Genomic DNA, 23,802 nt, shown 5'->3' with positions numbered 1-23,802 from the left:
TTCCCTTTCTCTATCCTTGTTTTGGCGGCCGTTCACCATTTTTCAAATCTCTCATGCTTAGACCGAAATCCATTTGCAGATGGGGATAATCTTTGAACTCCCAGTCACCGCCCCATGTAAAGCCTAACGTTTTGGCAATGGAGACGACCTCCATCCAATCAGGTTTGTTATTACGGTTGCTGTCGCGCTCTGTGTCCCACACGACATCCCCCTCCTTGGTCTGAAGCGCAAAATCAATCGCCAGTCCGTAATTATGGTAGGATTCTCCGCCTTTAACAGTAGTGACGATATCGCCTTCTTTCGTACGGCCTTTTTCGTACAGCTCATCCTGTTTTTTTATGGAACGGAAACCATCCGTGATGACGATGGAAATCCCTTTCTCTTTCGCTCTTTGAATCAGTTTCTCTTTATTTTCTTCCACGGCCGGATGAAGTTTGGCCGGCAGCGGAACCTCTCTCTTGGCTTTCTCACGATCAATGTACAAGTAGAATAAAAGCCCAAGAATAACAACAAAGATCAGCCAGCTTCCCAGTCTGGAAGTTGATTTTGCAGCACTCACCTGTTGAATTTCTCCTCCCTTGTCTGGATACACGTTACTCTTCTTTCATCGTACCACAAGCTTACACTACCACATAAAGATTGACATTTTCTGAATTTTCGTAATAAAATGACTTTACGTACAATTAAATTTTTATGTAAAAAGGAGCGATGAGGATGCGTGTATTGGTGATAGGCGGCACAAGCTTTATGGGTCCAGAGGTCATTAAACGATTGTTTAACCTTGGACACGAGGTCACGGTTTTTCACAGAGGGCAAACTAGAACAGAATTGCCTGCCGGGGTGCATGAAATGCTTGGCGACAGAAATGATCTCTCTTCTTTTCGTTCAAAAATTCAAGAACTGAAACCTGACGCAGTATTGGATATGATTTGTCTCACTGAACGACAGGCGAAAACATTAGTCCAAACTCTTGATAGCATTGTCAATCGGGTGATTGTGGCCAGCTCACAGGATGTGTATCGTGCCTTCGGACTTGTTAACGGGACCGAAAAGGGTGCGATTGAACCGGTACCCATTGATGAAAATGGTGTTTTACGCCACAATCTGTATCCACATAGAGAGTTTGCAAAAACAGAGGAAAGGCGCAACTACGATAAAATTTTGGTGGAGCGTGTGGTGATGAATGCCCCCGGGATTGAGGGTACAATCATTAGGCTCCCTGCGGTATATGGACCGAACGATAAACAGCATCGGTGGTATTCTTTTTTAAAGCCAATGAGTGATCAACGGCCTTACATTCTGCTTTCAGAAAGCCTTGCCGGCTGGCGCTGGACCCGTGGCTATGTAGAAAATATGGCGGAGGGTATTGTGCAGGCTGTATTAAATGATCAGGCAAAAGGCAAGATCTACAATCTCGGTGAGAACGAAGCATTCACCATGAAGGAATGGGTAAAGAAGCTGGCCACCTCTCTCCAATGGAAAGGAAAAATTGTTGTTTTGCCAGACAGCAAACTTACCGAAACCTACTCCTGGGGAATTAATGCTGAACAAGATGTCATCTTCACTTCTGATAAAATACGGAGCGAATTAGGATTTACAGAAACGGTTTCATTGGAAGATGGCTTGAAACGTACGATTGATTGGGAATTAAAAAACCCTCCAGAAACTCACGGATTGGACTACGAAGCTGAAGACGAGATCATGAGGCTTCATCATGCAAAAACTCAGCCGTAACAGGCTGAGTTTTTGCTTCTTCTTATACACATCATTTAAAAATGATCGGCCATATTGTATTCACGCAATAGGGCTTCCACCTTCAATGCCTTGCCGGCATCGCCTTTGACTTTCAATTTCCCCATCATGAAGGCGGCGGTACCGTTCAGTTTGCCTAAAAGCATTTTCTTGAAGTTGGGATAAGAGATGAGGATGACACAATCTGCCCGCTCTTCAAAATTTTCCACTACTTTTGCACTTCCGTCATTCAAGTGAAGCTGAAACGAGTATTCCTCGTCTGTGATGTCATATTGATACGCAGCATGAACTCCTTGAATCGGTCCCGGATTTTTATTCAGTACCTGTTCAATTTTTTTTACCGTTTCCTGTACAGTCAATTCTTCGATCGCTTTTGGCATTTCTCTTCCTCCTTATTTGGATTCTGATTTTGGCAATGAGACAACGTTCCCTGATGACAGATTGCTTTCCCTGTCTTTTTTTCGGATATAAATGGTTTTCTCCACTACGGCATGGACCGTGCCGCTCTCATCAACAAGCTCCACGTCATACACCCGGTCAAGACTCCGTTTTCCCTCAAGCGCTCTCTTAACTTCATCCAGCTCTTCATTCGTTATCTTAAACGTAGCGTACAATGTGCTTTTTCCCGGCTTTTTAAACCGGATGGAGGCGGCTTTATCCCATACGATATAATCATTGCCGAGCATTTTTAAGAACATGTACATATAGATGGGATCCACCGCACCATACATGCTGCCGCCAAAGATCGTGCCGACATAATTTCGGGTACGCCAGTTAAGCGGCAGCTTGATGCGGATCTCCGAATAGTCTCCAGCAATATAGATGACTCTTGCTCCCGTCCCTCTAAAGGCAGGAAACAAGTTAAAGCCGCAGCGGACAATCCTCGTCTTCCAGGATTCTTTCATCTTGAACACCCCTTTCTTCGCTATGAGTGTTTTCGAAATTTTACTGTCCTCCTACTTCACTTGAATTAATTTATCGGGATCTCTTCTGTGCGTTTTATAATATTTCACCATGCTGGACACATAATCTTTAAAATCAGGACATTGAACGCCGCCTTTTGCGAGCACGCCCTTGGCTCCTGAAGCATCATATTGTGAGGTACATCGGAAATACTCAAGCGCTTCCTTTTCTACTTTAAAAAAGCGCCGGAATATGGAAATAGAAAGAGCAAATTCAACAAGCGCTGGTGAAATGGTCCACGAAGGTGTTTTGCCGAGCAGCTCTTTGCAAACCATGCGGTAAAGCTCCCGGCTTTCATAAGGTGAAGGATCTGTGAGGTGGAACGCCCGATTTACGGCGTCTTCTGATTGCGCCAGACACAATGTGGCATCAACGATATAGTCAGCAGGCACAACGTTGAACAGGGCCTCCGACTTGCCCAAATAAGGAATGGGTATATATCGAAGACGGTCTAAAAAGCGCATAATAAAATATGGGCCATCAAACTTAACCGTCTCCCCGGTCACGGAATGTCCCACCACTACCCCAGGCCGAATAATGGTGTAAGGTACATTTTTAAGCTCTGCCACGAGCTTTTCTGCTTCAAACTTTGTAGATTCGTAATGGTTCTTAAAGGCCTGTCCTTGATCAAGCTCATCTTCTTTAATAACGCCAACCCTTTTTCCTGAAACATAGGCTGTGCTGAAGTAGATGTAGCGCTCTAAGAGTGGAAGTGATTGAGCGAAGGTGTTCACATTGCGAGTGCCCGTTATGTTGACGTCTTCTGCAATCTTTTTTGGTACGGCAAGATCATAAACCGCAGCCAGATGAAAGACATGTGTCATTTGTTCCCTCAGCCATTCTGTTTGTTCAGCATCCAAATCAAGTCCTTCCTTCGTAATATCTCCTGCAAAAAGACGCACATTTTGCTTGTTAGCTGCCAGGCGCTCTGCTTTATCCAGCTGGCTGGGGTGGACAATAAGCGCGAATTGCGTATCTTCATTTCGCCGCTGCATTTCTTTCAGTAGCTTTGAGGCAAGAAAACCAGGATAACCTGTCAATAAACATCCTTTCATGAACCATTCGCCTCCTTTAGCAGTAAATACGAATACGTACTGGTACTACTTCCCTATAAAACCAGCAAACAGCTGATTTTATAACGATAGATTGACATAAGCTCCGACAACAATCCGGTTAAGCAAGCGGGCCAGCCGGTCCAAATCCAGCTCAATGTCTGATTCAAACAGGGTTTGGATGACGACCTCATTGACCGCACCGACCATGGCCTGTGAGACGACCAATACTTCCTGATCAGGAACGGATGCTGGCATGGTCCCCTGAACCGTATTATAGAGCAGGCTGGCAAATCGGCGATAAGCTTCCCGGCGAACATTCTCTACCGTAAGGCTTACACCCACTGAATCAATTAATAATAGTTTGGCAGCGCTAGACTTCATTTCGCATATTTCAATATAACGGCGGATGCCTGCGTAGGCTTTTTCGCTTATTTTCTCTTCCCTTTGAACAGCAGCATCCACATCTGCAATGATCTCTTCAGCCAGCTGTGTACAAAGCGCGGCAAGCAGCTCCTCTTTGCTGCCAAACGATTGATAGAATGTTGTTTTTGACACCCTCGCCAGCTCAACGATCTCAAGGACTGACGTTTCCTTATATCCCTTAACCGTATAGAGCTGGAGCGCGGCATACAGCATTTTGTCTCTGGCTTCTGTCGGCATTTCTGTTACAAAAAGCACATTCATCATTCCATTCTTTCATATGTGTACGAGTACGTACTCGTATTGTACGTATAACTTGCAGCCCCTGTCAATCGGCTGCAGCATCATTTACTGCTCTTGAAGGGAGCTGCTTGAAAAAAGGAACCTTCTCTGCGCCTGTCATACGAGCATACACAAACAGCTGTCCTTTATGGTGAATCTCATGATCAATTAAACTTTCAATCCAATACTTCCCTGGCGCCTCATACCCGAAAATATCAATTTCCTTGCTCAAATGAGAACTTTCCAGAACAGAAAAATCCCTTTTTGATTTTTGAGTGAACTCCTGAACGATCTCCCGCACCTCATCCATCGTTTGAAACTCGCGCGGTGTGGCAGGCGATACAAACTGCCCGTTTTTAATCGTTTCCAAAAACATATCTGTGGAACCTGCGATATGAACTGCCAGCTCTCCCATTGAAAAGCCATCTTTCCACGGTTTAAAAAACACATGCTCCGGCCCTATCTGATCCAGCAGATCGTGCAGTACAGTCCGGTGTTTGAGCCAATTTTGATAGTATTCTTCCACCATTTTTATCGCTCCTATCTCTAATTTCCAATATAAACTAATTCGATGTTCCTCGTCTTTACCCTTTATTAAAGAACACAAAAAATCCAGCACTTTACTGCCGGATTATGGCCGGGGTGATCCGTTGATTCCCTGAGGAAAGGTGAAGACATTATAGGGATCATATTTTTTATTTACTTTTTTTAATCGCGGTGCATTCCATCCGAAATACTCTTTTTCATAATGCCTCAAATGGCTGTATGGGAAGTTGACAAAAGACCCTTTTGTCAGGGATTTTACATACGGAAATCTTTTCTTCAGCCACTGTGTGTTCTCTTCGGCAAATCCCGGAACGGTCCAGACCGTTTGAATTCCCATAATATAATCAGCCTGCCGATAAAAGAATGCCGTTTCAAAAGGATTGATCTGGCTGGCCTTTCCTCCTAAAGCATATACCGTAATAGCTGCGTAAATTGACCCCTCAGCCCGCTTGCTGATCAGCCCGACAATATTTCGGATCTCTTTTTCACTGTATTTCCTGTACACAAATCTTCCCGTAGATTTAAAACGCTCATACTCTGGATAGGTCGCTTCTACCGCTCTTACCGCCTCTAAAAATGACAATTGTGTAACGAACAGCTGGATCTCCCCATTGTTCAGCAGCGGTTCCATCACCTCAGCGGCTTCCTCAGGCGAACCATAGAAAAAGCCGCGTCCGTAGATCGCCATCCCTTCCTCCAAAGAGTTAAAAAGGCTTGCATTAACGGTCATTCTCTCGTCCAAATCCTCCAGCCAATATTGCCAGGCGTTCAGAAAGGTTTCCTGCATTTTTGCATCCGCTTTTGGCGCATAGATTTCGACGAAAGAAATTTTATCTACTTTTTCAGGAAGGGCAAATGTCATGGAAACAACGATACCAAAGTTTCCTCCTCCGGCACCCCGGCAAGCCCAGAACAAATCTCCATTGACGAATTGATTTGCCGTCAGTATTCTTCCTGTATAATCCACAATTTCGAGTTCGATCAGGCTGTCACACCCAAGTCCTAAATACCGGCTGGAAAATCCCCATCCGCCGCCAAGCGTATAACCGCTGACCCCAACCGGACACGTTCCTCCCGGAAAAGGATAGCCTAAAGAACCAACGAATGCATATAGCTGTCCGTTCTTCACTCCGCCTTGAACTTTAAGCTGTTCTTTAGCGTTAAGCATAATGCCATCCATCCTGCTTAGATCAACAACAATAACACCATTTCCAATCGAGTAGCCTTCATAATGGTGCCCTCCCGAACGAATCCTGATCTGCACTTCATGTTTTCTTGCCCAGATGATCGCATTGCTGACGTCCCCTGTGTTAGTGCAGTACAAAATGACAAGAGGGAATTTTTGAACAGCCCGGTTCCATTCCTGCCGTGCTTCTTCGTATGAAGGGCTAAATCGGGTAACGACTTCGCCCGTCAGCCCTTTAAGATTGAGTTTTTTCATGTGACTATCCTCTATCTATACATAGTGGAGAAAAAAACTCCCTATCATAACGTATGTTGAGAAAGGACAGACAGTCATTTTTTTTTAATGGGTTCTTATTTTTTTTGTTTGTAATACGTTAAGGCCAGCGCAAATGCAAGGACTGCCCCTTTAACAATGTCCATGGAATAGTAAGGAACAGACATCATGACGAGGCCGTTCTGCAGAATTCCGATCAATACAGCGCCGATCAGGGTTCCAAAAGCATTGGGTTTGCCTGCACCAAATACCGAAAAACCAATAAAAGCCGCAGCCACAGCATCCATTAAATACGGAGTGCCTGCATTAATTTCAGCAGTCATCACTCTTGATGCCAGCACAATACCGCCAATCGAAGCAAAAAGAGCGGACAGCAGATAGGCCGCTACCTTATATTTGTTTACCGGAATGCCTGAAAGTCTTGCCGCTTCTTCATTCCCGCCGATGACATACATGTACCTCCCATGCTTTGTGTAGTTGAGAAGAACATGGACAAGTAGAACAGCCGCTGCCATGATCACGATGATCCAAGGGACTTGGCCTATTTTCTCGAACGCTGCACTGATCTTGCCCGTCGCAAACGTTCCATCAGGCATGACCATGTTTTGCGATATGGTCGCCCCTTTCGTGTACGTGAGTGCAATCCCCTGGATGATAAACATGGTGGCAAGCGTCAGGAGCATATCCGGTATTTTCACTTTAACAATCATCACGGAGTTAATGATGCCGACAATCAGAGCGGCAGCGAGGGCGGAAAGAATCGCTACCACCGTGTTCTGGGAGAACCAGACAAACATTGAGATCGCAATGGCATTCGAAAGAGAGGCCACAGATCCGACAGAAAGGTCAAATCCGTTGACAGACAGCGATATCGTAATGCCGATCGCAATGATAGTAACGATGGAGATCGACCGTAAGATGTTCATCAGATTGTGTCCCTGCACAAAGGATGGATTGGCCGCAGTGAACACACCAATTAAGACCATAATGGTTAAGATCGTTCCATATTTATAAAAAAAGTCGAACAGCTCAAATTTCTTTTTTGGTGAAACTTGGGCCGGTATTGGTTTTGAAAGCTCCATCTACCTTCCTCCTGTTGAATAGAATAATAGCTCTTCTTCCGTCGCGGCTGAGGTTTTGAGCTCTTTCACACTGCGTCCGTCATACAGCACGTAAAGACGGTTCGTGATACCCAGAATCTCTGTAAACTCTGAGGACGCATAAAGGATGGCTTTGCCCCGTTTTGCCAGCGCAGAGATCAATTCAAAAATGTCCTTCTTAGCACCTACATCTACACCCTTCGTCGGCTCATCAAAAATATAAACATCGGCATCTGCGATAAGCCATTTGCCGATCGCGATCTTTTGCTGATTGCCCCCGGACAGATTTTGAACCTTCGTTTTCTCAGATGGCGTCTTAATGCCTAAGGTTTGAATGATTTCAACAGCCTTTTGCTTTTCCGCCCGGCGATCCAGAAAACTTAGTACCTTGGTGAACTGTCCAAGATTGGCCGCTGTTAGATTAGCAGCAACCGATTCCGCGACCAGAATCCCCTCTTTTCTCCGTTCTTCCGGAACGAGAGCCAGGCCCTGCTTTACCGCCTGATGCGGACTTTTCAGCTTCAGTTTCTTCCCCTTGAGAAGAACAGCTCCTGCTGTAATCTTTGTACAGCCGAACAGGGTTTTGCACAGCTCTGTTTTTCCTGCTCCTACAAGTCCCGCGATTCCGATAATTTCACCCGCACGGACCGTTAAGTTCAAACCCTTGATCTTCTCGGCGTCAGAAAGTCCTTTTACCTCAAGAACAGTTTCTCCCACTTTTCCGTTCAAGGCAGGAAACTGCTCATCCAACGCCTTGCCGAGCATCTGCTCGATGACCCGGTTGATTGAAGTTTCCGAAATTGATTCTTTTATGACTAACTCACCGTTCCTCATCACCGTAATATCATCACAGATTTCAAAGATTTCCGGCAGCCGGTGAGAAATGAATATGATGCCTACATTTTTAGACTTCAGGTTTCTGACAATCCGGAACAGTTCGTTAGTTTCTGAGTGGCTTAACGGCGCAGTCGGTTCATCCAATATTAGAAAACGGCACTGTGCTGAAACCGCTCGGGCGATGAGAACCATCTGCTTTTGAGCAAGAGTAAGCTCACTGACCAGCTTTTTGGAAGAAACGTTAATGTTCATCTCTTCTAAAATTTGCGATGCCTTCTTATGCAGCTGTTTCCATCTTACAAGCTGCTTTTTACCCATCTCGTTGATCAGATCATGCAGCAGAATATTTTCACCAACGGTTAAATACGGGATCAGTGCGATGTCAACCTCTTGATGGACGATTTGAATTCCTTCGTCCAGGGCATCTCTCGGCAAAGTGATGGCCGCTTTTTTTCCGTCCAAATGAATCTCGCCCGTGTAATGATTGTAGGCTCCCGACAGAATCTTCATGAGGGTCGACTTCCCAGCCCCGTTCGCTCCGATCAGCGCATGAACCCGGCCGGTTTCACTGGCAAAGCTTACACGATTCAACGCTTTTACACCCGGAAACTCAATACTTATATCCTTCATCTCCAACAGAGCCATCTGCTTCTCCCCTTCCCTCAAAGCAAACACTCTCTTAACTTTAAAAAGAGAGTGTGCGTTTTCATTTTGCATAAATAAAATTTCATTTTGATTAGCTTTCTTACATACATCACATACTGATGTGTGCAAGAGACCCTCAAATCTTTTACTTTACATTTATGAAATGGGACTGCTGGTGTAGTATGAGCCAGCAATTGTAAAATTGAATAGCCGAAAATTGAACTCAAGAAAAAGAGCTCGCTTTTTCTTGTGCGGTTCAATTTATTAGGCTATTCAAGTCCCATTCTTTTCCTGAGAGTTTCAGTTATTTTTGGTAGTGATCCTTAAGTGTCTTCATCCAATCTTCCTCAAATGCATCAGACTGGCCCCAGCCTTTAATTTCCTTGGACAGGTTGACCATGTTCACACCCTCGTTTGATTTTTGCAGATCCTTTTGTGAAACAAGTGAAGCTTTCAAATCATATTTTTGAGGTGTTTTTTCACCCGCAAGCTTTTTAGCAAGAATTCTCATATCCACTGCCCCGATGAGCTTAGGATCCACAGCTGCTGTGTATTTCCAAGAGCTGTTCTTTTTCTGGATTTCTTGAAGGTCTGCATTGGAGACGTCGATACCGTAAATTTTGATTTCATTGCGTCCCGCTTCTTTAATCGCACGTGCAGCCCCGATCGCAAAGGCATCCCATGTGGCAAAAATGGCATCAATCTCGCCTCTTTTATGTTTGTTCAGCATGGCCGTCACCGCATTTTGCGTCTGGACCGACGTATCTGCAGAAGCAACGCCAAAGCGCTCTACTTCCTTGATTCCCGGGTTATTCTTCAATGTTTCTTTAAAGACGGCGTTGCGTCGCACCATCGGCGGGAACCCGTCTACCCAAAGATAAACGATGTTGGCTTTTCCTTTGTTCTCTTTAACGAGCTGATCGAGAGCCAGCTTGGCAAGGGCTTCATCGTCCTGAGACGTAAGTGTGACACCGCCTACTTTCGCGAGGTCCGGATTGGAATCAAACGTCACCACGTTCTTTCCTTTTTCCCGCAGTTTCTTAATATCGTTTATGGTAGCCGCATCATCACCGTGAGAGATGATAAAACCGTCGTAATTCTCATCAGCCGCCTGGGCAATCGCATCATGGAACTTGGCGGTATCACCGTTTGCTGTGTAGGTATCAACGGTAAAACCAAGTGCCTCCCCTTCCGCTTTAGCACCTGCTAAAAATTGAGCTGTATGATCATCACCGCCGATTTTACGGATAACCTTGATTCGGGCTCCCTGCCCTTTGGCAAACCGCTTTGGCACGTTATCGAACGAGACCTTTTCATGTTTGCCAGCTGATGAAGCGGTATTGCTTCCGGATGAACAGCCTGTTAATAAAAGTGATAAAGCGACCGCGGAGATTGCCGCGCAATTGATGAATCGTTTCATTTCCCCAACTCCCTTTTTTGTATATCTCTCTTCTCAAGGGGGCACGGGACCAGCGAAATAAGCCCCACCACGTAAAAAAACCTCTCTGGAAAAAGAGAGGTTTCATCGCATATGTATAACGGATTCGTCCTCTCTTATCTCTCAAAACAGACATGCTGTTTTGCTGGAATTAGCACCAATTCCATTACGGAACGGTTGCTGGGCGTCATAGGGCCAGTCCCTCTGCCACTCTTGATAAGAGAATGAATATTTAATTTTTAGAAAATATAGTTATTACTTTAATCTGCAAAAGGGAGAAAGTCAATGGTTTTTTTATCATATAAAAAACCTCTCCACAACGAGAGGTTAATCCACCAGGCTTATCCTCGGATATCCCCGCCAAAGATCGCAACGTTCTGCATCTCCGCACCAAACTCACTGCCATTCCACTTCAGGGTAGTCTGGACATAGCCAAGGCGGTCAGCGTTATATCGGCCGGCGATGTTTTGGTAAGCCAGCAGTTCATACACGCCATTTCGGTCAAAGTCCACCGGGTAAAGACCGCTTAAAGGTGAGACAAATCCTTGTATGGGAGCCTTTAATTTTCCATTCGGGTAGTAAATCTCAGACAAGTATTCCTTGTCCTTCGTACTCAAATCGATGATAAATTTTTGCTTCAGGCTGTAGCTGTTCACCTGTGCTTTATATTGGTCCAGATAAAAAACCCTGTACTTCAATTGGTCACTGAATACACCAGAGTCAAAAAGCGGCCCGAACTGCCCTCCTCTGTAGGCAAATACATAGGCATTGATCATGCCGCCGCTGCCTCCCGTATCCATAACGACCATGATGTCTTCTACCTTATCTCCTGTAAAATCCCCGAGAAAAAGGGTAGGATTGTACCCTGAGTTTTCTTTAAGAGGGAGTTGCACATACTGGTTGGTCCCTCCGTCCTGAACGACGGCCGCAATGTTCACCCAGTATGGACTATCCGCTGTTTTTTCAGCAGTAAGATACACCGTATCAATGGAACCGTCGCCCGCCACATTTCCCCTTTTCACATCCACAACCTGCCGCTGTCTGTACATCTGCCATCCCAGCCTTCCCACTCTCAATAAAACAGTATATGCATATTCGCCCTATTTTGGTTTTTATTCTGCAATCGTGATAAACTACAGAAAAATAACGCCGTTCATGCGGCAAGCAGGTGCATTCGTGGATATTAAACAATTACAGTATTTTATTGAAGTGGCAAAATATAACAGCTTTACACGGGCGGCTGATGCCCTTTTCATCACCCAGCCAACCATCAGCAAAATGATCAAGAATCTGGAGGATGAGCTTGGGGTTGTCCTTTTTGACCGCTCACGAAAGGGACTGACACTTACGGATGCCGGCCAGACCATATTTGACCAGGCCAAGCTGGTCGATAAAGCATTCAACAATCTGGAGATGGAGCTGGACAACCTGCTCGGATTAAAAAAAGGGCATATTCGGATTGGGCTTCCTCCGATTTTTGATCCCCGCCTTTTTCCAAAATTGATCGGCAGTTTTCATGACAGATATCCCCACATTACCTTCGAGCTTATGGAAGACGGATCAAAAAAAATCGAAGAAGAAGTGGCAAGCCTTCAACTGGATATCGGGGTTGTCGTGCTTCCGACAAACAACGATATGTTTCAGCATTTTGCTTTTATGGAAGAGGACTTGCGGCTCATCATCCATCCTGACCATCCGCTTGCTGTCCGGGACGAAATAAATTTAGCTGAGCTAAGAGAGGAATCATTTATCCTTTTTAACAAAGATTTCGTCCTCCATGACCGCATCATCTCCTCCTGCAATCAGGCTGGATTCAGTCCGCACATTACGTCAGAAAGCTCACAATGGTCCTTTATCGAGGAGATGGTCGTGTGTAAATTAGGGGTCTCCCTGCTGCCCGAGAGCATCTGCCGGCATCTGACGGATGAAGTTCGTGCGATTAAAGTCGTCAATCCTTCCATCAGCTGGCATCTCGCCCTGATTTGGAACAAAGATCAGTATTTATCTTTTGCTGCGAAAGAGTGGCTCAGCTACGCAAAAGAACAATTATCAGAAGAGTAAATAATGGGGCGGTTCTCTAAGGAGAGCCGCCTTTTGCATTTAATCATCTATGCCTTTTCTGTATATCTGAAAGCATTTACATAGATTTCGTCTATGTAAATGATGAAAAATAACAATTTTACTTCCTTTTCTTGGAGGCGTACACTTGGTCCTGTAAGAGGGAAACGCAAAAACGATAAAACGTCCCGATATAAAAAGGGTGTAACAACGAGAAAGGGAGATTCTTTTGGAAGCTAAAAAAACGAGCGAAAGCCGCATTATAAATACAGATCAGGTTTTATCCTGTGATTTGAATAATTACAACACATTGTTTGGCGGAGTTTTGATGAAAAAACTCGACAGTGCCGCCTCATTATCGGCACGACGCCATGCACGTGTAAAAACATGTGTAACAGCATCAACCGATTCGATTGATTTCTTGCATCCGATTCACCAGACCGATTCAGTATGCATTGAGTCTTTCGTATCCTATACAGGAAAAAGCTCCATGGAGATTTTCTGTAAAGTTATCGCTGAAGATATTATCACTGGGGAACGAAGAATCGCAGCTACAGCCTTTTTGACCTTTGTTGCTTTAGGTGAAGACAAACGTCCGGTTGAAGTACCGGCGGTCATCCCTGAAACCGAAGAAGAAAAATTCCTTTTTGATACTGCGAAAGACCGTGCAGAAATGCGCAAGATCCGCAGAGCACGAAGCAAGGAGTTGGCTGAGGTTATTACACTAAGAAAACCTTGGCAGCAGGAAGGAGCATTAGTATGATTACGTTATGCAGCCACAGCGAATTGAAAGAAGCGAAAGAGTCCTTAGAAAACCTTGAACGCAAGTACCCTTCTCTTTATGAAAAATGGGTGCACATCATCAATCTGACTCGTGCACTTCAGTTTAAATATCAATACATGGGCTGTCTTATTATGAATGAAGATTGCAGACGCTATTCCCCTGAGTTTGTTCAAGGGTCCGTCATCCGCCTCTATAAAAGTGAGATTGAAAAACTTTTATCAGATACAGACATCGAGGCACTGCGAAAAACCATCTCCAGCTGCCCCAATGCCGGCTATGCCAAGATCAGCCTTCTGGCACTCGGAAGAACTCCGCAATCATTAGTAGGGACATCCGCGATCATCAGCTAATATAAAAAAAGAAGCAGACTCTCTGCTTCTTTTTTCATTACATAATAAAAGTATGAGTGAGTTCTTCCATTTCTTTTGCAAGTTCATCGAGTGAAGCCGTATAGGCTGACATCTCTTCAATCGAAGCTAACTGTTCTTGTGTAGCAGCCAGCACTTGCTGAGAAGACTTGGCTGTTTCAGCAGCAATGGCTGAAATCGTGTCCATTGACGTAACCGCCTGTTCATTTCCGGCAGAAACTCCGTGTACTGCACCTGATACTTGGCTGATATGTTCAGTTACAGACTGAATGGAGTTCTGAATCTGTTTGAAGGAGGATCCTGCGTCATTCATAACACCGATTCCTTCGCTGACCTCTGCATTGACAAGATCCATCGTCTGTACCACCTGAGCGGTCTCATTTTGAATATAAAAAATGATGTCACTGATCTGCTGAGTTGCTTCTCCGGACTGTTCGGCAAGCTTTCTTACTTCGCTTGCCACGACGGCGAAGCCTTTTCCGTGTTCTCCTGCCCTAGCCGCTTCAATAGCCGCATTTAATGCCAGCAGGTTCGTCTGTTCAGCAATTCCTTTGATCACTTCAACGATATTTCCGATCTCACTGGAGCGGTCTCCGAGCCCTTTTACCGTGTTGGACAAGTCACTTACATTCGTGAAGATTGAGTTCATCTGCTGTTCTGCCGATCCGATGGACTGAGTTCCCATATTCGCTTTATCAAGTGTGTCATGAATGCTGCTGGAAACACGCTGCGCACTTTGGTCAACATGTTGAAGGCTCTCTGTCATCTGCCGGATGAGGCTGGCTGCTTCTGAAACGCTGTACACCTGATGCTCTGCACCCTTGGCCGCCTCTTCCATCGTTCCGGAGATCTGTTCAGCTGCCCCCGTTGTTTGCCTGACACCATGTGATAGATGATTGGAGTACTCATTGATCGATTTAGATGCCTTCTGAATGACTGTTAACACATGTGCCCAGGAATCCACCGTATGATTAATGCTCGCTGCAATGGACTTCAGCTGACCCAGTTCCTCCTCCTTCAATCGGCTTCCCATACTGCCCTTTGCCAAGTCATGAAGGTAGTTGTTGATCGGATTCATTGGTGCAAGAAACCGCTTATGATTCAAACATGCGGATAGAATCCCTACAGCCAGTCCCATTAAGAATGTGAACAGGGTAGTGTAAAAGAAAGCCTGTCCCTGAAGACCGTTTCCGTAGCTGACAGCAGCCCCGGCCAGGCAGGTTGCAGGCAGAACAATAATCAAAGTACGAAAAATATAGTGCATCAAACTCATGATCTTAGTTCCTCTCATTCATATTGAACTGGTTTACATTTATTACTAGTTATATCGGTTTTTTCTAGGAACTTTGCACTATTTTAAAACAAAAAACCTTGAACGCATCCATGGATGCGTTCAAGGTTTTTAATCAGTCTTCGTCTTTCGCATCCCAGTCTTCAGGGATCGGCTCGTTCATATACTCTTCCAACAGCTTCTTGTATTTTTCCATCTGTTCGAGGTGGGAGTTAAACTGCTCTTTATTAATCAGATACTCGCTGCCGTCATAAAAGGCACGAATCTTTTGTTGCTGAATCAAACTTTCAATATAGGATTCCGGCAGATCAAGAAATTCTGCCGTTTCTTTTAGCGAGAGATACATGGGTTCACCTTTTCCGTGCTGCCATTTTCACAAGCCTTACAGCACCATATCTCCCCTATTATCCACCCATTGCGTTTTTTCTTCAAGGGCTGTTATTATGAGAAAACCCTTCCGATCTCTTGAATTTCCTCTTCCGAAAGCTGTACATCGAGCGTTTTTAAGTTGTTGCTTACTTGATCGGCACGTTTGGCTCCCGGAATGATGGTGTCGATTGAAGGCTGCGTTAAATACCATGCCAGGACGACATGAGCAACCTCCGCATTCTTTGCATCCGCTATTTTACGGATTTGGTCGACCTTCTCTAAATTCCGGGCAAAATTTTCACCTTGGAAGTGAGGCATTTTCGCACGAAGATCATCAAACTTTGTATCCTTGTCATACTTGCCAGCCAACAATCCGGAGGCAAGCGGGAAATAAGGAACGAACGAAATACCTTTATCCGCTGTATAAGGAAGCAGTTCATTTTCAGCGTCACGCTGCAACAGGTTATACTCTCCCTGAAAAACATCCACATAGCCGTCAACGTTGGCTTGCTTCAATTGTTCGATGGAAAAGTTAGAAACACCAATCGCCTTGATCTTCCCTTGATCCTTCAGCTCTTTTAAGGCTCCCACCGCTTCGTCCTTCGGAGTGTCTTCATCCGGAAAATGTATATAAAACAAATCGATATAGTCGGTCTGCAGGCGCTTCAAGCTTCCTTCTACCGCTTCTTTTAAGAATGCAGGCGAGTTATCGAAAACGGCTTCCTTTCCGACAAATTTATGAGCTCCTTTTGTGGCCAGTACCGCTTTATCGCGGCTTCCCGTTTCCTTTAACACCTGTCCGATCAGTTCCTCTGAGCGCTCAGGTCCATAAATAAAAGCTGTATCCAAAAAGTTAATGCCGATATCCAACGCCCGTCGCACCAATTCTTTTCCAGCATCCTCATCCAGATTCGGATACAGATTATGTCCCCCTACCGCATTTGTACCAAGTCCAATCGGGTTTACGCATAGATCTGTTTTTCCGAGTCTTGTTTGTTTCGCCATGTGCTGCTCAACTCCTTATTCTTTGTTGGTTCTATCGTAGCAAAACGCTTGTCCAAAAGAAAAAATTTGGATTGGGGGTGCTTTTGAGTGCGTTTCTCGGGTTGAATTCCGTCCCAATTCGACAATTTGAAAATAAATCTGGGGTTTTTGAACATAAAATTGATTTTTTGAACATAAAACGGCCCCATACCCCATGAGGGCAGACTTTGATGTTTACTCTCCCCTTTAGCAAAAAAGCCGATTCTATAAAAGAATCGGCTTCCTGCATTACAAAATAATCCTCTCGGGGTGCGTGTACACGTTCAACCGGCTGCCGCGGATGAATCCAACTGCAGTAATGCCTAGGTCATTCGCGAGTTCAAGCGCCAGCGTGGTTGGAGCTGACTTGGATAAAATGATCCCCGCGCCAATCTTGGACACCTTCAGCAGCACTTCCGATGAAATCCTTCCGCTGAAGGCAATCACTTTATCCCCCAGTGCGATGCTGTTCTTCAAACAATGTCCGTATATTTTATCAAGTGCATTATGGCGCCCGATATCAGAACGCGAAATTAATAACTCATCATTTGTGCAAAGTGCAGCATTGTGCAGGCCGCCAGTAGAGTGAAAGTCATCCGAGCTGTCCTGCATGGCCTTCATGAGCGAGATGCATTGCTCCGCCTGGATGGTTGCTTTGGACATGATCGTTTTGGCGTTTTTTACATCGCTCTGAAAATAGAACTGTCTGCTTTTTCCGCAGCAGGAACCGATAAACCGTTTGGATTGAAGCTGATTCGTGACAGGCTTCTTATCCAGAAGCTGTACATACGCAAAGCCCCGGTCTTCATCAATCGATAGCGATTCGATTTCACGCGGCAGGCGGATCACTCCTTCTGAAGCCAGGAAGCCTGTGACCAAATCCTCCATGTAGGTGGGGGTGCAGACCATGGTGGCGAACTCATCATCGTTGACAATGATAGTTAAGGCATATTCCGTCGCGACATGATCCTGTATTTCCTGAAATGAATCGCCATCATATTTAACAATGCTGATACTTTTCATGACGTTGTCTTTCATAACTGCTCCTTTTTAGCTGATCTCTGTTTCCAGATCAGGAATCTGCTTCTCCAGATACTTTATATCCTTGCGGGCGTTGAACCGATCCGCTTTTTCCACTTTAACCGCTACATTATAGCTCGGGATCTTGGAGTATTCCTCGTAAACGCCTTTGGGCAAAAGGAAGTTTCCTTCTGGGAAATGCACTTCAAGGTTTCCTTTGGCAATGTCGATAAATTTCGCCCGGCCCTGGAAAACACCGTGCTGGTTGTAAACGACGATGGTTTCTCCCTCTTCAATGGATAGTTCCTTCGCATCCTCCCCGTTCATCAGCACATCATAACGCTCTGCGCCGTTAAACGGATCGGACTCGTTATAGACCATCGAGTTGAACTGCTTCCCTCTTCTCGTCGTCACATAATACGTACCTTTACCCTTCTGCAGGTCTGGAATATCAACCGGGATTAAATTCCCTCTGCCATCCGGTGTCGGGCAGATGCCGTCTTCGCAGAGCCATGCCCCTCCCCATTGGAAAACATCGCCGCGTTCTTCTAAATGCTGTATGCCTTCATAATTCGGATTGGCGATGGCAATCTCGCTGCGGATCTCCTGGCCATTCTTAAAATTTACCAAATGGGCATTCTCAGGTTTTACACGCTTGGCGAGATCGATATAGATTTTCCACTCCGTACGGGCTTCCTCCACCTGCTGGCTGTTTCCTTGAATTTCAGGCGAAAAATACACCATGCGTTCTGTTGAGGTCGATGTGCCTCCATCCTCCTGCTCGTAGCGTGTTTTTGCAGGAAGTACGATGACCGCTTCTTCTGCATCCACCATTGTAGACGTGTTAAAGATGATATCCTGATGCACACGAAGTTCAAGCGATGACAGAGCCCGCTCTACAAAATCGGGATCCGGCATCGTTTCAAGGAAATTGCCGCCTGACAGGTAATACATTTTAATTTTCCGGTCATGATCTTCAGGCAGAAGGATATTCTCAAGAGAAACACCTAGAACGTCTCCTTGCCATTTCGGAATGTCAAAGCCCCACAGCTTTTGGATACGCTCGATATTTTTTGGTTCAAAATCACCGCCGGGAAGAACGAATGGATCAGCTCCCATCTCCCCAGAACCTTGAACACTGGAGTGTCCTCGGATCGGCATGAGTCCGCAATGTTTACGCCCCAGAAATCCTCTTAACAGCGCAAGATTAGCAACCTGCGAGATGTTGTCAGAAGCGAATGTATGCATCGTTAAGCCAAGTGACCAGACGAAAACACCGGATTTGCTTTTGGCGAGAAGCTCTGCGAGTTCATAAATACGATCCTTGCTGACGCCTGATGATTCCTCAATGGCTTCCCAGCTTTGCTCCTGAACCTTTGCCTTTAATTCCTCGTAGCCATTCACATGTTCTTTTACAAACCGATGGTCGATGGCAGAACCGTGTTCTTTCTCCTCCATCTCAAACCAATGCTTCATGATACCGTGCATGAAGGCGATATCTCCGCCAATGTTTACCTGATAAAAATCATCAGCAAGCTTTGTGCCGAACAAAGCCGACTCTCCAATCGACGGAATCCAGTATTTCTCCATCGACGGTTCACGGTACGGATTGATGCAGATGATCTTCGTTCCTTTGCGCTTTGCTGCATACATGTATTTTGTAGAGACGGGCTGGTTGTTCGCCGCGACCGAGCCCCAAAAGACGATAACATCCGAGCCGATCCAGTCTTGGTAATTGCAGCTGGAAGCCCCGATTCCGACAGAACGCTTCAGCGCCGTTTTGGAAGGGGAGTGGCAGATGCGGGAAGCGTTATCAATGTTATTCACGCCTAAATAGCGAGCAACCTTTGCCGCTACATAATACGATTCGTTTGTGATTCCCCTTGAGGTGAGGAAGAACGACACCTGCTTCGGATCCAGTTTCTTCATCTTGTCCGCAATTAAATCCATGGCATTATCCCATGTAATACGGGAAAATTTCCGCTCACCTCTTCGGCGGATGAGCGGATAAGGAATTCGGCCGAGCTTTCTCAGTTCGGCGCTTGAGTATTTGCGCAGCTCATCAATGTCAGCATGGACAAGCTCCTCTTTCATAGCTGGCATCGTGTTTAAGCGGAGAACGTTCAGCCTTGTTGTACAAACATGCGGTCCGGCGAGGGTTTGGTCGTACAGCCCTGAAACGCCAAGCGCACAGCCGTCACACACACCCTGCGTCAAAATGCGTCCGGCATAAGAAAGATTATCGCGGTTTTCCCATGCTACCTTCATCGTATCGCGGATATGTCCCGGTTTAATTTTTCCCAGCCCGAAAGGAACCGGGCTGACCCAATGTTTGGGAGCAGGGCTCTTAGGGAGTTTAATCGGTCCTTGATGCTTTGTTTTTCCCATACTGATATACTCCTTTTCCTCTTTATAGGATTTTAAGTTGATTTTTATGGTTTTCCAGCGTTATTTCTTAAAAAAAACCAATTTATTATCGAAATGGCCAATTTTATTGTCGAACAGTTCGTACTCGACACTCATCGACAAGATTAGACGCATTCATTTCCCCTCAATCATCTGCATGATCGAAATACCCTCACAACCCTGAAAAAAACAAAAACCACCGGGGACCCGATTACGCGAAACCGGGAACCGCGGTGGTAGTCTTTAACAGGAACGCTGCCAAGTGCCAACACAGATGGTTCTTATTTTTTAAATTTCTCTTGAATATTTTCATCAAAAACAAAGATGGACATCCCGAAGTCTTTTTCGATATCAATATCTACGAAAAGCTCCAGAAACGTTGCGCCCAGCAATTCTTCCATTTCCACCGGATGGTTCTTTTTGTACATGTCCTTCACCATCTCGGTACGGGCCGAACGAAGCATCTGCTTGCCCTCATTAGAGCCTGAAATAAACTTCTCGACCGGTGATAGATTGCCTTCCATTTCACAAATGGCCCAGTTTTTACAAAAGGTCGTTTTGATCTGCCGGGGACCTTTCCCCATATGGCGCTTACGAAAAGCTCTTACCAGGTTACTGAATTCTGCTTCATAATTATTCATAAACGACAACCTTTATTTTTGCATTTTGCTTATAAAATTATAAATCAGAAATGCTCAACGCGCAACTGTTCGTCCGTTCCCTTCTCCCTTTTAAGCCTGCGAATATCCAGCCTTGCAAGGAAAGAAACGATAAGAGCCACAATAAACAGAGCAGCGAAGAAGGTAAGGCTTTCTGCATAACTGCCTGTCGTATCCTTCACCCAGGCGGCAAACAGCGGGCCTGCCAATCCTGCTGCTGCCCAAGCGGTTAAAATGTAGCCATGGATGGCTCCGAGCTGTTTCGTTCCAAATAAATCACCGATATACGCCGGAATGGAAGCAAAGCCTCCGCCATAGCAGGTATAGACGATGGCGAGCATAATTTCAAAGATGATCGTGGTCGTAACGTTCGGAAGAAAAAAGAACAGGACGATCTGCAGCACGAAGAACGTGGTGTATGTATTGGTCCTGCCGATATAATCAGAAACAGATGCCCAGCCAATTCGGCCGAATCCGTTAAATAAGCCTAAAATTCCAACCAGTGCTGCCGCTTCTGCGGTGGTCATCCCTATACTTTCCTGAGCGAGCGGTTTAGCAGCTGACAGAATGGCGATGCCGCAGGTCACGTTAATGAACAGCATGAGCCAGAGATAGTAGAAGCGTTTTGTTTTAATGGCCTCATTGGCCGTCAGCTGTGACAAGTCCTGTGCGACAGTTGCTTTTCCGCTGTCCACCTTCTCCTGATAGCCTTCTGGCACCCAGCCTTCCTTCGGTTTTTCCAGGTAAAGAGACGAGGCCAGCATCACGATAAAATAAGAGATTCCGAGAATATAAAACGTGTTGGCGATCCCAACCGATTTAATCAGACTGTCCATGATCGGAGAACTGATTGCAGCCGCGAAGCCAAACCCCATGATGGCAAGCCCGGTTGCCAGCCCCCTGCGGTCAGGAAACCATTTTACTAAAGTGGAGACAGGTGCAATGTAACCGACTCCCAGGCCGATTCCGCCAAGTGCTCCATAAAAAACATACAATAGCGGCAATGATCCCAGCTGTACGGCGAGGCCCGAGCCAGCCACACCGACTCCGAAAAAGACAGCAGCCAGTATACCTGCCTTTCTTGGCCCGTGCTTTTCAACAAAATGGCCCAAAAAGGCCGCAGACAGCCCCAAAATCAAGATTGCCAGACTGAACGTCAGCTGCACCTCACTTGCCGTCCACTTAAACTTCTCACTTAATGGAGTCGTAAAATTGCTCCACGCATAAACCGAGCCGATGGAAATATGAATTCCCACTCCCGACAGTGCGATCAACCATCGATTTTTGACCTTGCTCATCATAACCCTCTCCTCTTTTATGTAAATAAAAAACCGCCACAAACTCACCTCACAGTTACATAGTAACTATAAGAAAAAAGATTGCGGCGGCAGCAAATCACAGGTTCGCTGTGGTATAACCTATCCGGTTTTTTGAAGCGCTTACAGAAGAATCCTTTTAACAGGAGACAGGTTCGCTGTTCCTTGCCAAATGATTCCCTAACTTAACGTTAGGGGAATATTCAAATTTTTCAATCTTAATAGTAATGGAATTAAATGGGTCAGTCAAGTGTCCATATAAAAATTATGTCAGTTTATTACCACGCCATGAGGATCAATGACAAACTTTTTTGCTGCCCCTTTGTCAAAGTCCTTATATCCTGACGGTGCTTCAGCTATAGAAATAACAGTTGCATTAAACGTCTTGGCGATTTGCGCTTTTCCGTACAAAATGGATTTTATCAGACCCCGGTGATACTGCATAATCCGAAGTCAATCTCAATTGAAAAAAATTTATCAAATCAATTTTACTTATAATACAGTTTTAATTGCCCATTATAAGAAAGAAAATTATACAAAAGAAAAAGGTGTCCAGGATGAAAAAATTTATGTTTCTAAAAGTTGTTGTAATCTCGATCATATGCATAGCAATATTCGCATGCTCCAGACCATCCACCAATAAGCAGCAAGAGGGGAATAAAGGAAAGAAGAGTACTTCGACCCCTTCTGTTAAACTTATTGGAAAATATCCTTTAGAAAATCCGCCAAAGTTATCTAAAGGTATCCATGCGGCTATGGGATCTTCTCTCCTGCATTTGCCAGGTGATCCTGATAACATTTTTTATTCTTCGTCCGATCGGGGCCCCAATGGAAAATTGACCGTAAATAGTGAAGAACGGAGAACCTTTCCAATACCAATGTATACTCCTGCAGTGTATAAAATTGAAATTTCTAAAGGAAAAATGAAAATATTAGAACAAATTAAATTAAAGTTAGCAAAAGGATCAGATCCAGTTACGGGAAACTCCTTTATTACAGGTTTGCCTAATTTCAAAAAATCTGATGAAGCACCATATGATGCGAAAGGAAAAAGTGTTTTGTCATATGATCCCTATGGTTTAGATACTGAAGGGCTTGCTTACAATCCTACAGATAAAACGTTTTGGTTAAGTGATGAATACCGGCCAAGTCTGGTCCAGATGAAAAAAGATGGTACCCTTGTAAAACGGTTAATACCGTCTGGGATGGAATCTAAATTTAAAAACGCACCTCTGATTCCTGTGAAGGCGAGTTTGCCTGCTGTTCTAACAAAACGCATGGAAAATAAAGGATTCGAAAGCGTGACGATTACTCCAGATGGACGTTATCTTTTCACGATGACACAAAGTGCACTGTCAAACCCTGGTGAAAATTCGAGATTAGTTCGGATTCTAAAAATAAATTTAAAAAATTCAAAGGCAATAGCAGAATATGTATACATTACTGCTAATGGACAAAGGTTGGGATTTGATCAAAAGGATATTGGAGTCTCTGATCTTTATGCTATTAATGAACATAATCTGCTTGTCGACGAAAGAGATTCAGAAATAGGAAAAAAAGCGAAATTGAAGAAAATATATAAAATAAATTTTCAAGGTGCAACAAACATCTTAGGCAAGGACAAACATAAAGGAAAAACGCTCGAACAAATGAACGCAAAAGATTTAAAAGCTGCGGGAATTAAAACGGTTGCTAAGGAGGAAGTATTGAATCTTTTAAATTACGATTATCCTTATGAAAAAGCTGAGGGTATTTCATTAGTTAAGGGCAAAAAAATGGCTGTCATTAATGACAACGACTTTGGAATTGAAGATCCGAATAGTAAAACAGAACTTTGGCTGTTCCGTTTACCCTGAAAAAACACCGTAATCTAAAAAAGGGTTCCGTTTCAGTCCGCTCGCTTTCCGCGGGGCGTGCGGTGAGCCTCTTGGCGCAAGCGCCTGCGGGAGTCTCACCTGTCACGCTAGTCCCGCAGGAGTCTCGCACCTTCCACTATAATCAACTTTTCATT

The 23,802-nt window shown here is 44.9% G+C and carries 23 protein-coding genes, 1 pseudogene and 1 riboswitch; of the genes and pseudogenes, 5 read left to right on the top strand and 19 right to left on the bottom strand.

Annotated features, from left to right (window positions below):
- Window positions 1-10: 10 nt before the first annotated feature.
- Window positions 11-559, bottom strand: coding sequence for a M15 family metallopeptidase (locus LCY76_RS03105; protein ID WP_336606241.1), 549 nt, complete (start codon window positions 557-559; stop codon window positions 11-13).
- A gap of 155 nt (window positions 560-714) precedes the next feature.
- Here LCY76_RS03105 and LCY76_RS03100 point away from each other — a divergent pair, with 155 nt between their 5' ends.
- The gene (locus LCY76_RS03100) at window positions 715-1,734 is read left to right on the top strand and encodes an NAD-dependent epimerase/dehydratase family protein (protein WP_248251420.1); all 1,020 of its coding nucleotides are present in this window, start codon (window positions 715-717) and stop codon (window positions 1,732-1,734) included.
- A 35-nt stretch (window positions 1,735-1,769) separates the two neighbouring features.
- Here the strand turns inward: LCY76_RS03100 and LCY76_RS03095 are convergent, their stop codons facing one another.
- From LCY76_RS03095 to LCY76_RS03050, 10 genes are all read right to left on the bottom strand, one after another.
- On the bottom strand, window positions 1,770-2,132 hold the full coding sequence (locus tag LCY76_RS03095) for an SCP2 sterol-binding domain-containing protein (protein ID WP_248251419.1): 363 nt from the start codon (window positions 2,130-2,132) through the stop codon (window positions 1,770-1,772).
- Between the two features lie 12 nt (window positions 2,133-2,144).
- Window positions 2,145-2,657 carry a DUF4442 domain-containing protein gene (locus tag LCY76_RS03090; protein ID WP_248251418.1) on the bottom strand — a complete coding sequence of 171 codons (513 nt, stop codon included), beginning with the start codon at window positions 2,655-2,657 and terminating at the stop codon, window positions 2,145-2,147.
- 51 nt (window positions 2,658-2,708) lie between these two features.
- Entirely contained in the window at window positions 2,709-3,770 is a 1,062-nt protein-coding gene (locus LCY76_RS03085; RefSeq protein ID WP_248251417.1) for an SDR family oxidoreductase, read from the bottom strand.
- A 78-nt stretch (window positions 3,771-3,848) separates the two neighbouring features.
- On the bottom strand, window positions 3,849-4,457 hold the full coding sequence (locus tag LCY76_RS03080; RefSeq protein ID WP_248251416.1) for a TetR/AcrR family transcriptional regulator: 609 nt from the start codon (window positions 4,455-4,457) through the stop codon (window positions 3,849-3,851).
- A gap of 61 nt (window positions 4,458-4,518) precedes the next feature.
- Window positions 4,519-5,001: a DinB family protein gene (locus LCY76_RS03075; protein WP_248251415.1), complete on the bottom strand. Its 483-nt coding sequence runs from the start codon at window positions 4,999-5,001 to the stop codon at window positions 4,519-4,521.
- 102 nt (window positions 5,002-5,103) lie between these two features.
- Window positions 5,104-6,459, bottom strand: a complete 1,356-nt coding sequence (locus LCY76_RS03070; RefSeq protein WP_248251414.1) for an FAD-binding oxidoreductase — start codon at window positions 6,457-6,459, stop codon at window positions 5,104-5,106.
- A 95-nt stretch (window positions 6,460-6,554) separates the two neighbouring features.
- Complete coding sequence (locus LCY76_RS03065) at window positions 6,555-7,559, bottom strand: ABC transporter permease (protein WP_248251413.1); 1,005 nt, start codon at window positions 7,557-7,559, stop codon at window positions 6,555-6,557.
- Window positions 7,560-9,059 (bottom strand): sugar ABC transporter ATP-binding protein, encoded by a 1,500-nt coding sequence (locus tag LCY76_RS03060; protein ID WP_248251412.1) that lies wholly within the window; start codon window positions 9,057-9,059, stop codon window positions 7,560-7,562. It lies immediately after the preceding gene.
- Window positions 9,060-9,363: 304 nt separating this feature from the next.
- Window positions 9,364-10,479: a sugar ABC transporter substrate-binding protein gene (locus LCY76_RS03055; protein WP_248251411.1), complete on the bottom strand. Its 1,116-nt coding sequence runs from the start codon at window positions 10,477-10,479 to the stop codon at window positions 9,364-9,366.
- A 131-nt stretch (window positions 10,480-10,610) separates the two neighbouring features.
- Window positions 10,611-10,720, bottom strand: a riboswitch (SAM riboswitch).
- 118 nt (window positions 10,721-10,838) lie between these two features.
- Window positions 10,839-11,546, bottom strand: a complete 708-nt coding sequence (locus tag LCY76_RS03050) for a hypothetical protein (RefSeq protein WP_248251410.1) — start codon at window positions 11,544-11,546, stop codon at window positions 10,839-10,841.
- Between the two features lie 127 nt (window positions 11,547-11,673).
- On the opposite strand from LCY76_RS03050, the gene cidR reads away from it, so the two are divergent.
- The 3 genes from cidR to LCY76_RS03035 all read left to right on the top strand — a co-directional run bounded on the left by cidR (window position 11,674) and on the right by LCY76_RS03035 (window position 13,689).
- Window positions 11,674-12,558 carry a cidABC operon transcriptional activator CidR gene (gene cidR, locus LCY76_RS03045; RefSeq protein ID WP_062238778.1) on the top strand — a complete coding sequence of 295 codons (885 nt, stop codon included), beginning with the start codon at window positions 11,674-11,676 and terminating at the stop codon, window positions 12,556-12,558.
- A gap of 226 nt (window positions 12,559-12,784) precedes the next feature.
- Entirely contained in the window at window positions 12,785-13,318 is a 534-nt protein-coding gene (locus LCY76_RS03040) for an acyl-CoA thioesterase (protein ID WP_062238780.1), read from the top strand.
- A complete protein-coding gene (locus tag LCY76_RS03035) occupies window positions 13,315-13,689 on the top strand; it encodes a hypothetical protein (protein WP_248251409.1) in 375 nt (124 codons plus the stop codon). The genes LCY76_RS03040 and LCY76_RS03035 overlap by 4 nt, the downstream gene beginning before the upstream one ends.
- Window positions 13,690-13,726: 37 nt before the next feature.
- Here the strand turns inward: LCY76_RS03035 and LCY76_RS03030 are convergent, their stop codons facing one another.
- The 8 genes and pseudogenes from LCY76_RS03030 to LCY76_RS02995 form a co-directional block, all read right to left on the bottom strand.
- A complete protein-coding gene (locus tag LCY76_RS03030; RefSeq protein WP_248251408.1) occupies window positions 13,727-14,980 on the bottom strand; it encodes a methyl-accepting chemotaxis protein in 1,254 nt (417 codons plus the stop codon).
- A 133-nt stretch (window positions 14,981-15,113) separates the two neighbouring features.
- Window positions 15,114-15,344: an excisionase family DNA-binding protein gene (locus LCY76_RS03025; protein ID WP_248251407.1), complete on the bottom strand. Its 231-nt coding sequence runs from the start codon at window positions 15,342-15,344 to the stop codon at window positions 15,114-15,116.
- A gap of 95 nt (window positions 15,345-15,439) precedes the next feature.
- A complete protein-coding gene (locus tag LCY76_RS03020) occupies window positions 15,440-16,372 on the bottom strand; it encodes an aldo/keto reductase (protein WP_248251406.1) in 933 nt (310 codons plus the stop codon).
- Window positions 16,373-16,639: 267 nt separating this feature from the next.
- Window positions 16,640-17,428, bottom strand: a complete 789-nt coding sequence (gene fdhD, locus LCY76_RS03015) for a formate dehydrogenase accessory sulfurtransferase FdhD (RefSeq protein WP_248251405.1) — start codon at window positions 17,426-17,428, stop codon at window positions 16,640-16,642.
- A gap of 12 nt (window positions 17,429-17,440) precedes the next feature.
- On the bottom strand, window positions 17,441-19,798 hold the full coding sequence (locus LCY76_RS03010) for an FdhF/YdeP family oxidoreductase (RefSeq protein ID WP_248251404.1): 2,358 nt from the start codon (window positions 19,796-19,798) through the stop codon (window positions 17,441-17,443).
- A 299-nt stretch (window positions 19,799-20,097) separates the two neighbouring features.
- Window positions 20,098-20,457, bottom strand: a complete 360-nt coding sequence (locus LCY76_RS03005; protein ID WP_053355810.1) for a Na-translocating system protein MpsC family protein — start codon at window positions 20,455-20,457, stop codon at window positions 20,098-20,100.
- Window positions 20,458-20,501: 44 nt separating this feature from the next.
- Window positions 20,502-21,773 carry an L-lactate MFS transporter gene (locus LCY76_RS03000; protein WP_248251403.1) on the bottom strand — a complete coding sequence of 424 codons (1,272 nt, stop codon included), beginning with the start codon at window positions 21,771-21,773 and terminating at the stop codon, window positions 20,502-20,504.
- Between the two features lie 288 nt (window positions 21,774-22,061).
- A pseudogene (locus LCY76_RS02995) lies at window positions 22,062-22,235 on the bottom strand (formaldehyde dehydrogenase, glutathione-independent); the annotation flags it as partial.
- 113 nt (window positions 22,236-22,348) lie between these two features.
- Between LCY76_RS02995 and LCY76_RS02990 the strand changes: the two are divergent.
- Window positions 22,349-23,647 (top strand): esterase-like activity of phytase family protein, encoded by a 1,299-nt coding sequence (locus tag LCY76_RS02990; protein ID WP_248251402.1) that lies wholly within the window; start codon window positions 22,349-22,351, stop codon window positions 23,645-23,647.
- Window positions 23,648-23,802 lie beyond the last annotated feature (155 nt).

Origin of the sequence: Fictibacillus marinisediminis (assembly GCF_023149135.1) — a bacterium.
Lineage (GTDB): Bacteria > Bacillota > Bacilli > Bacillales > Fictibacillaceae > Fictibacillus_C > Fictibacillus_C marinisediminis.
This window is presented reverse-complemented; position numbering and strand designations above follow the sequence as displayed.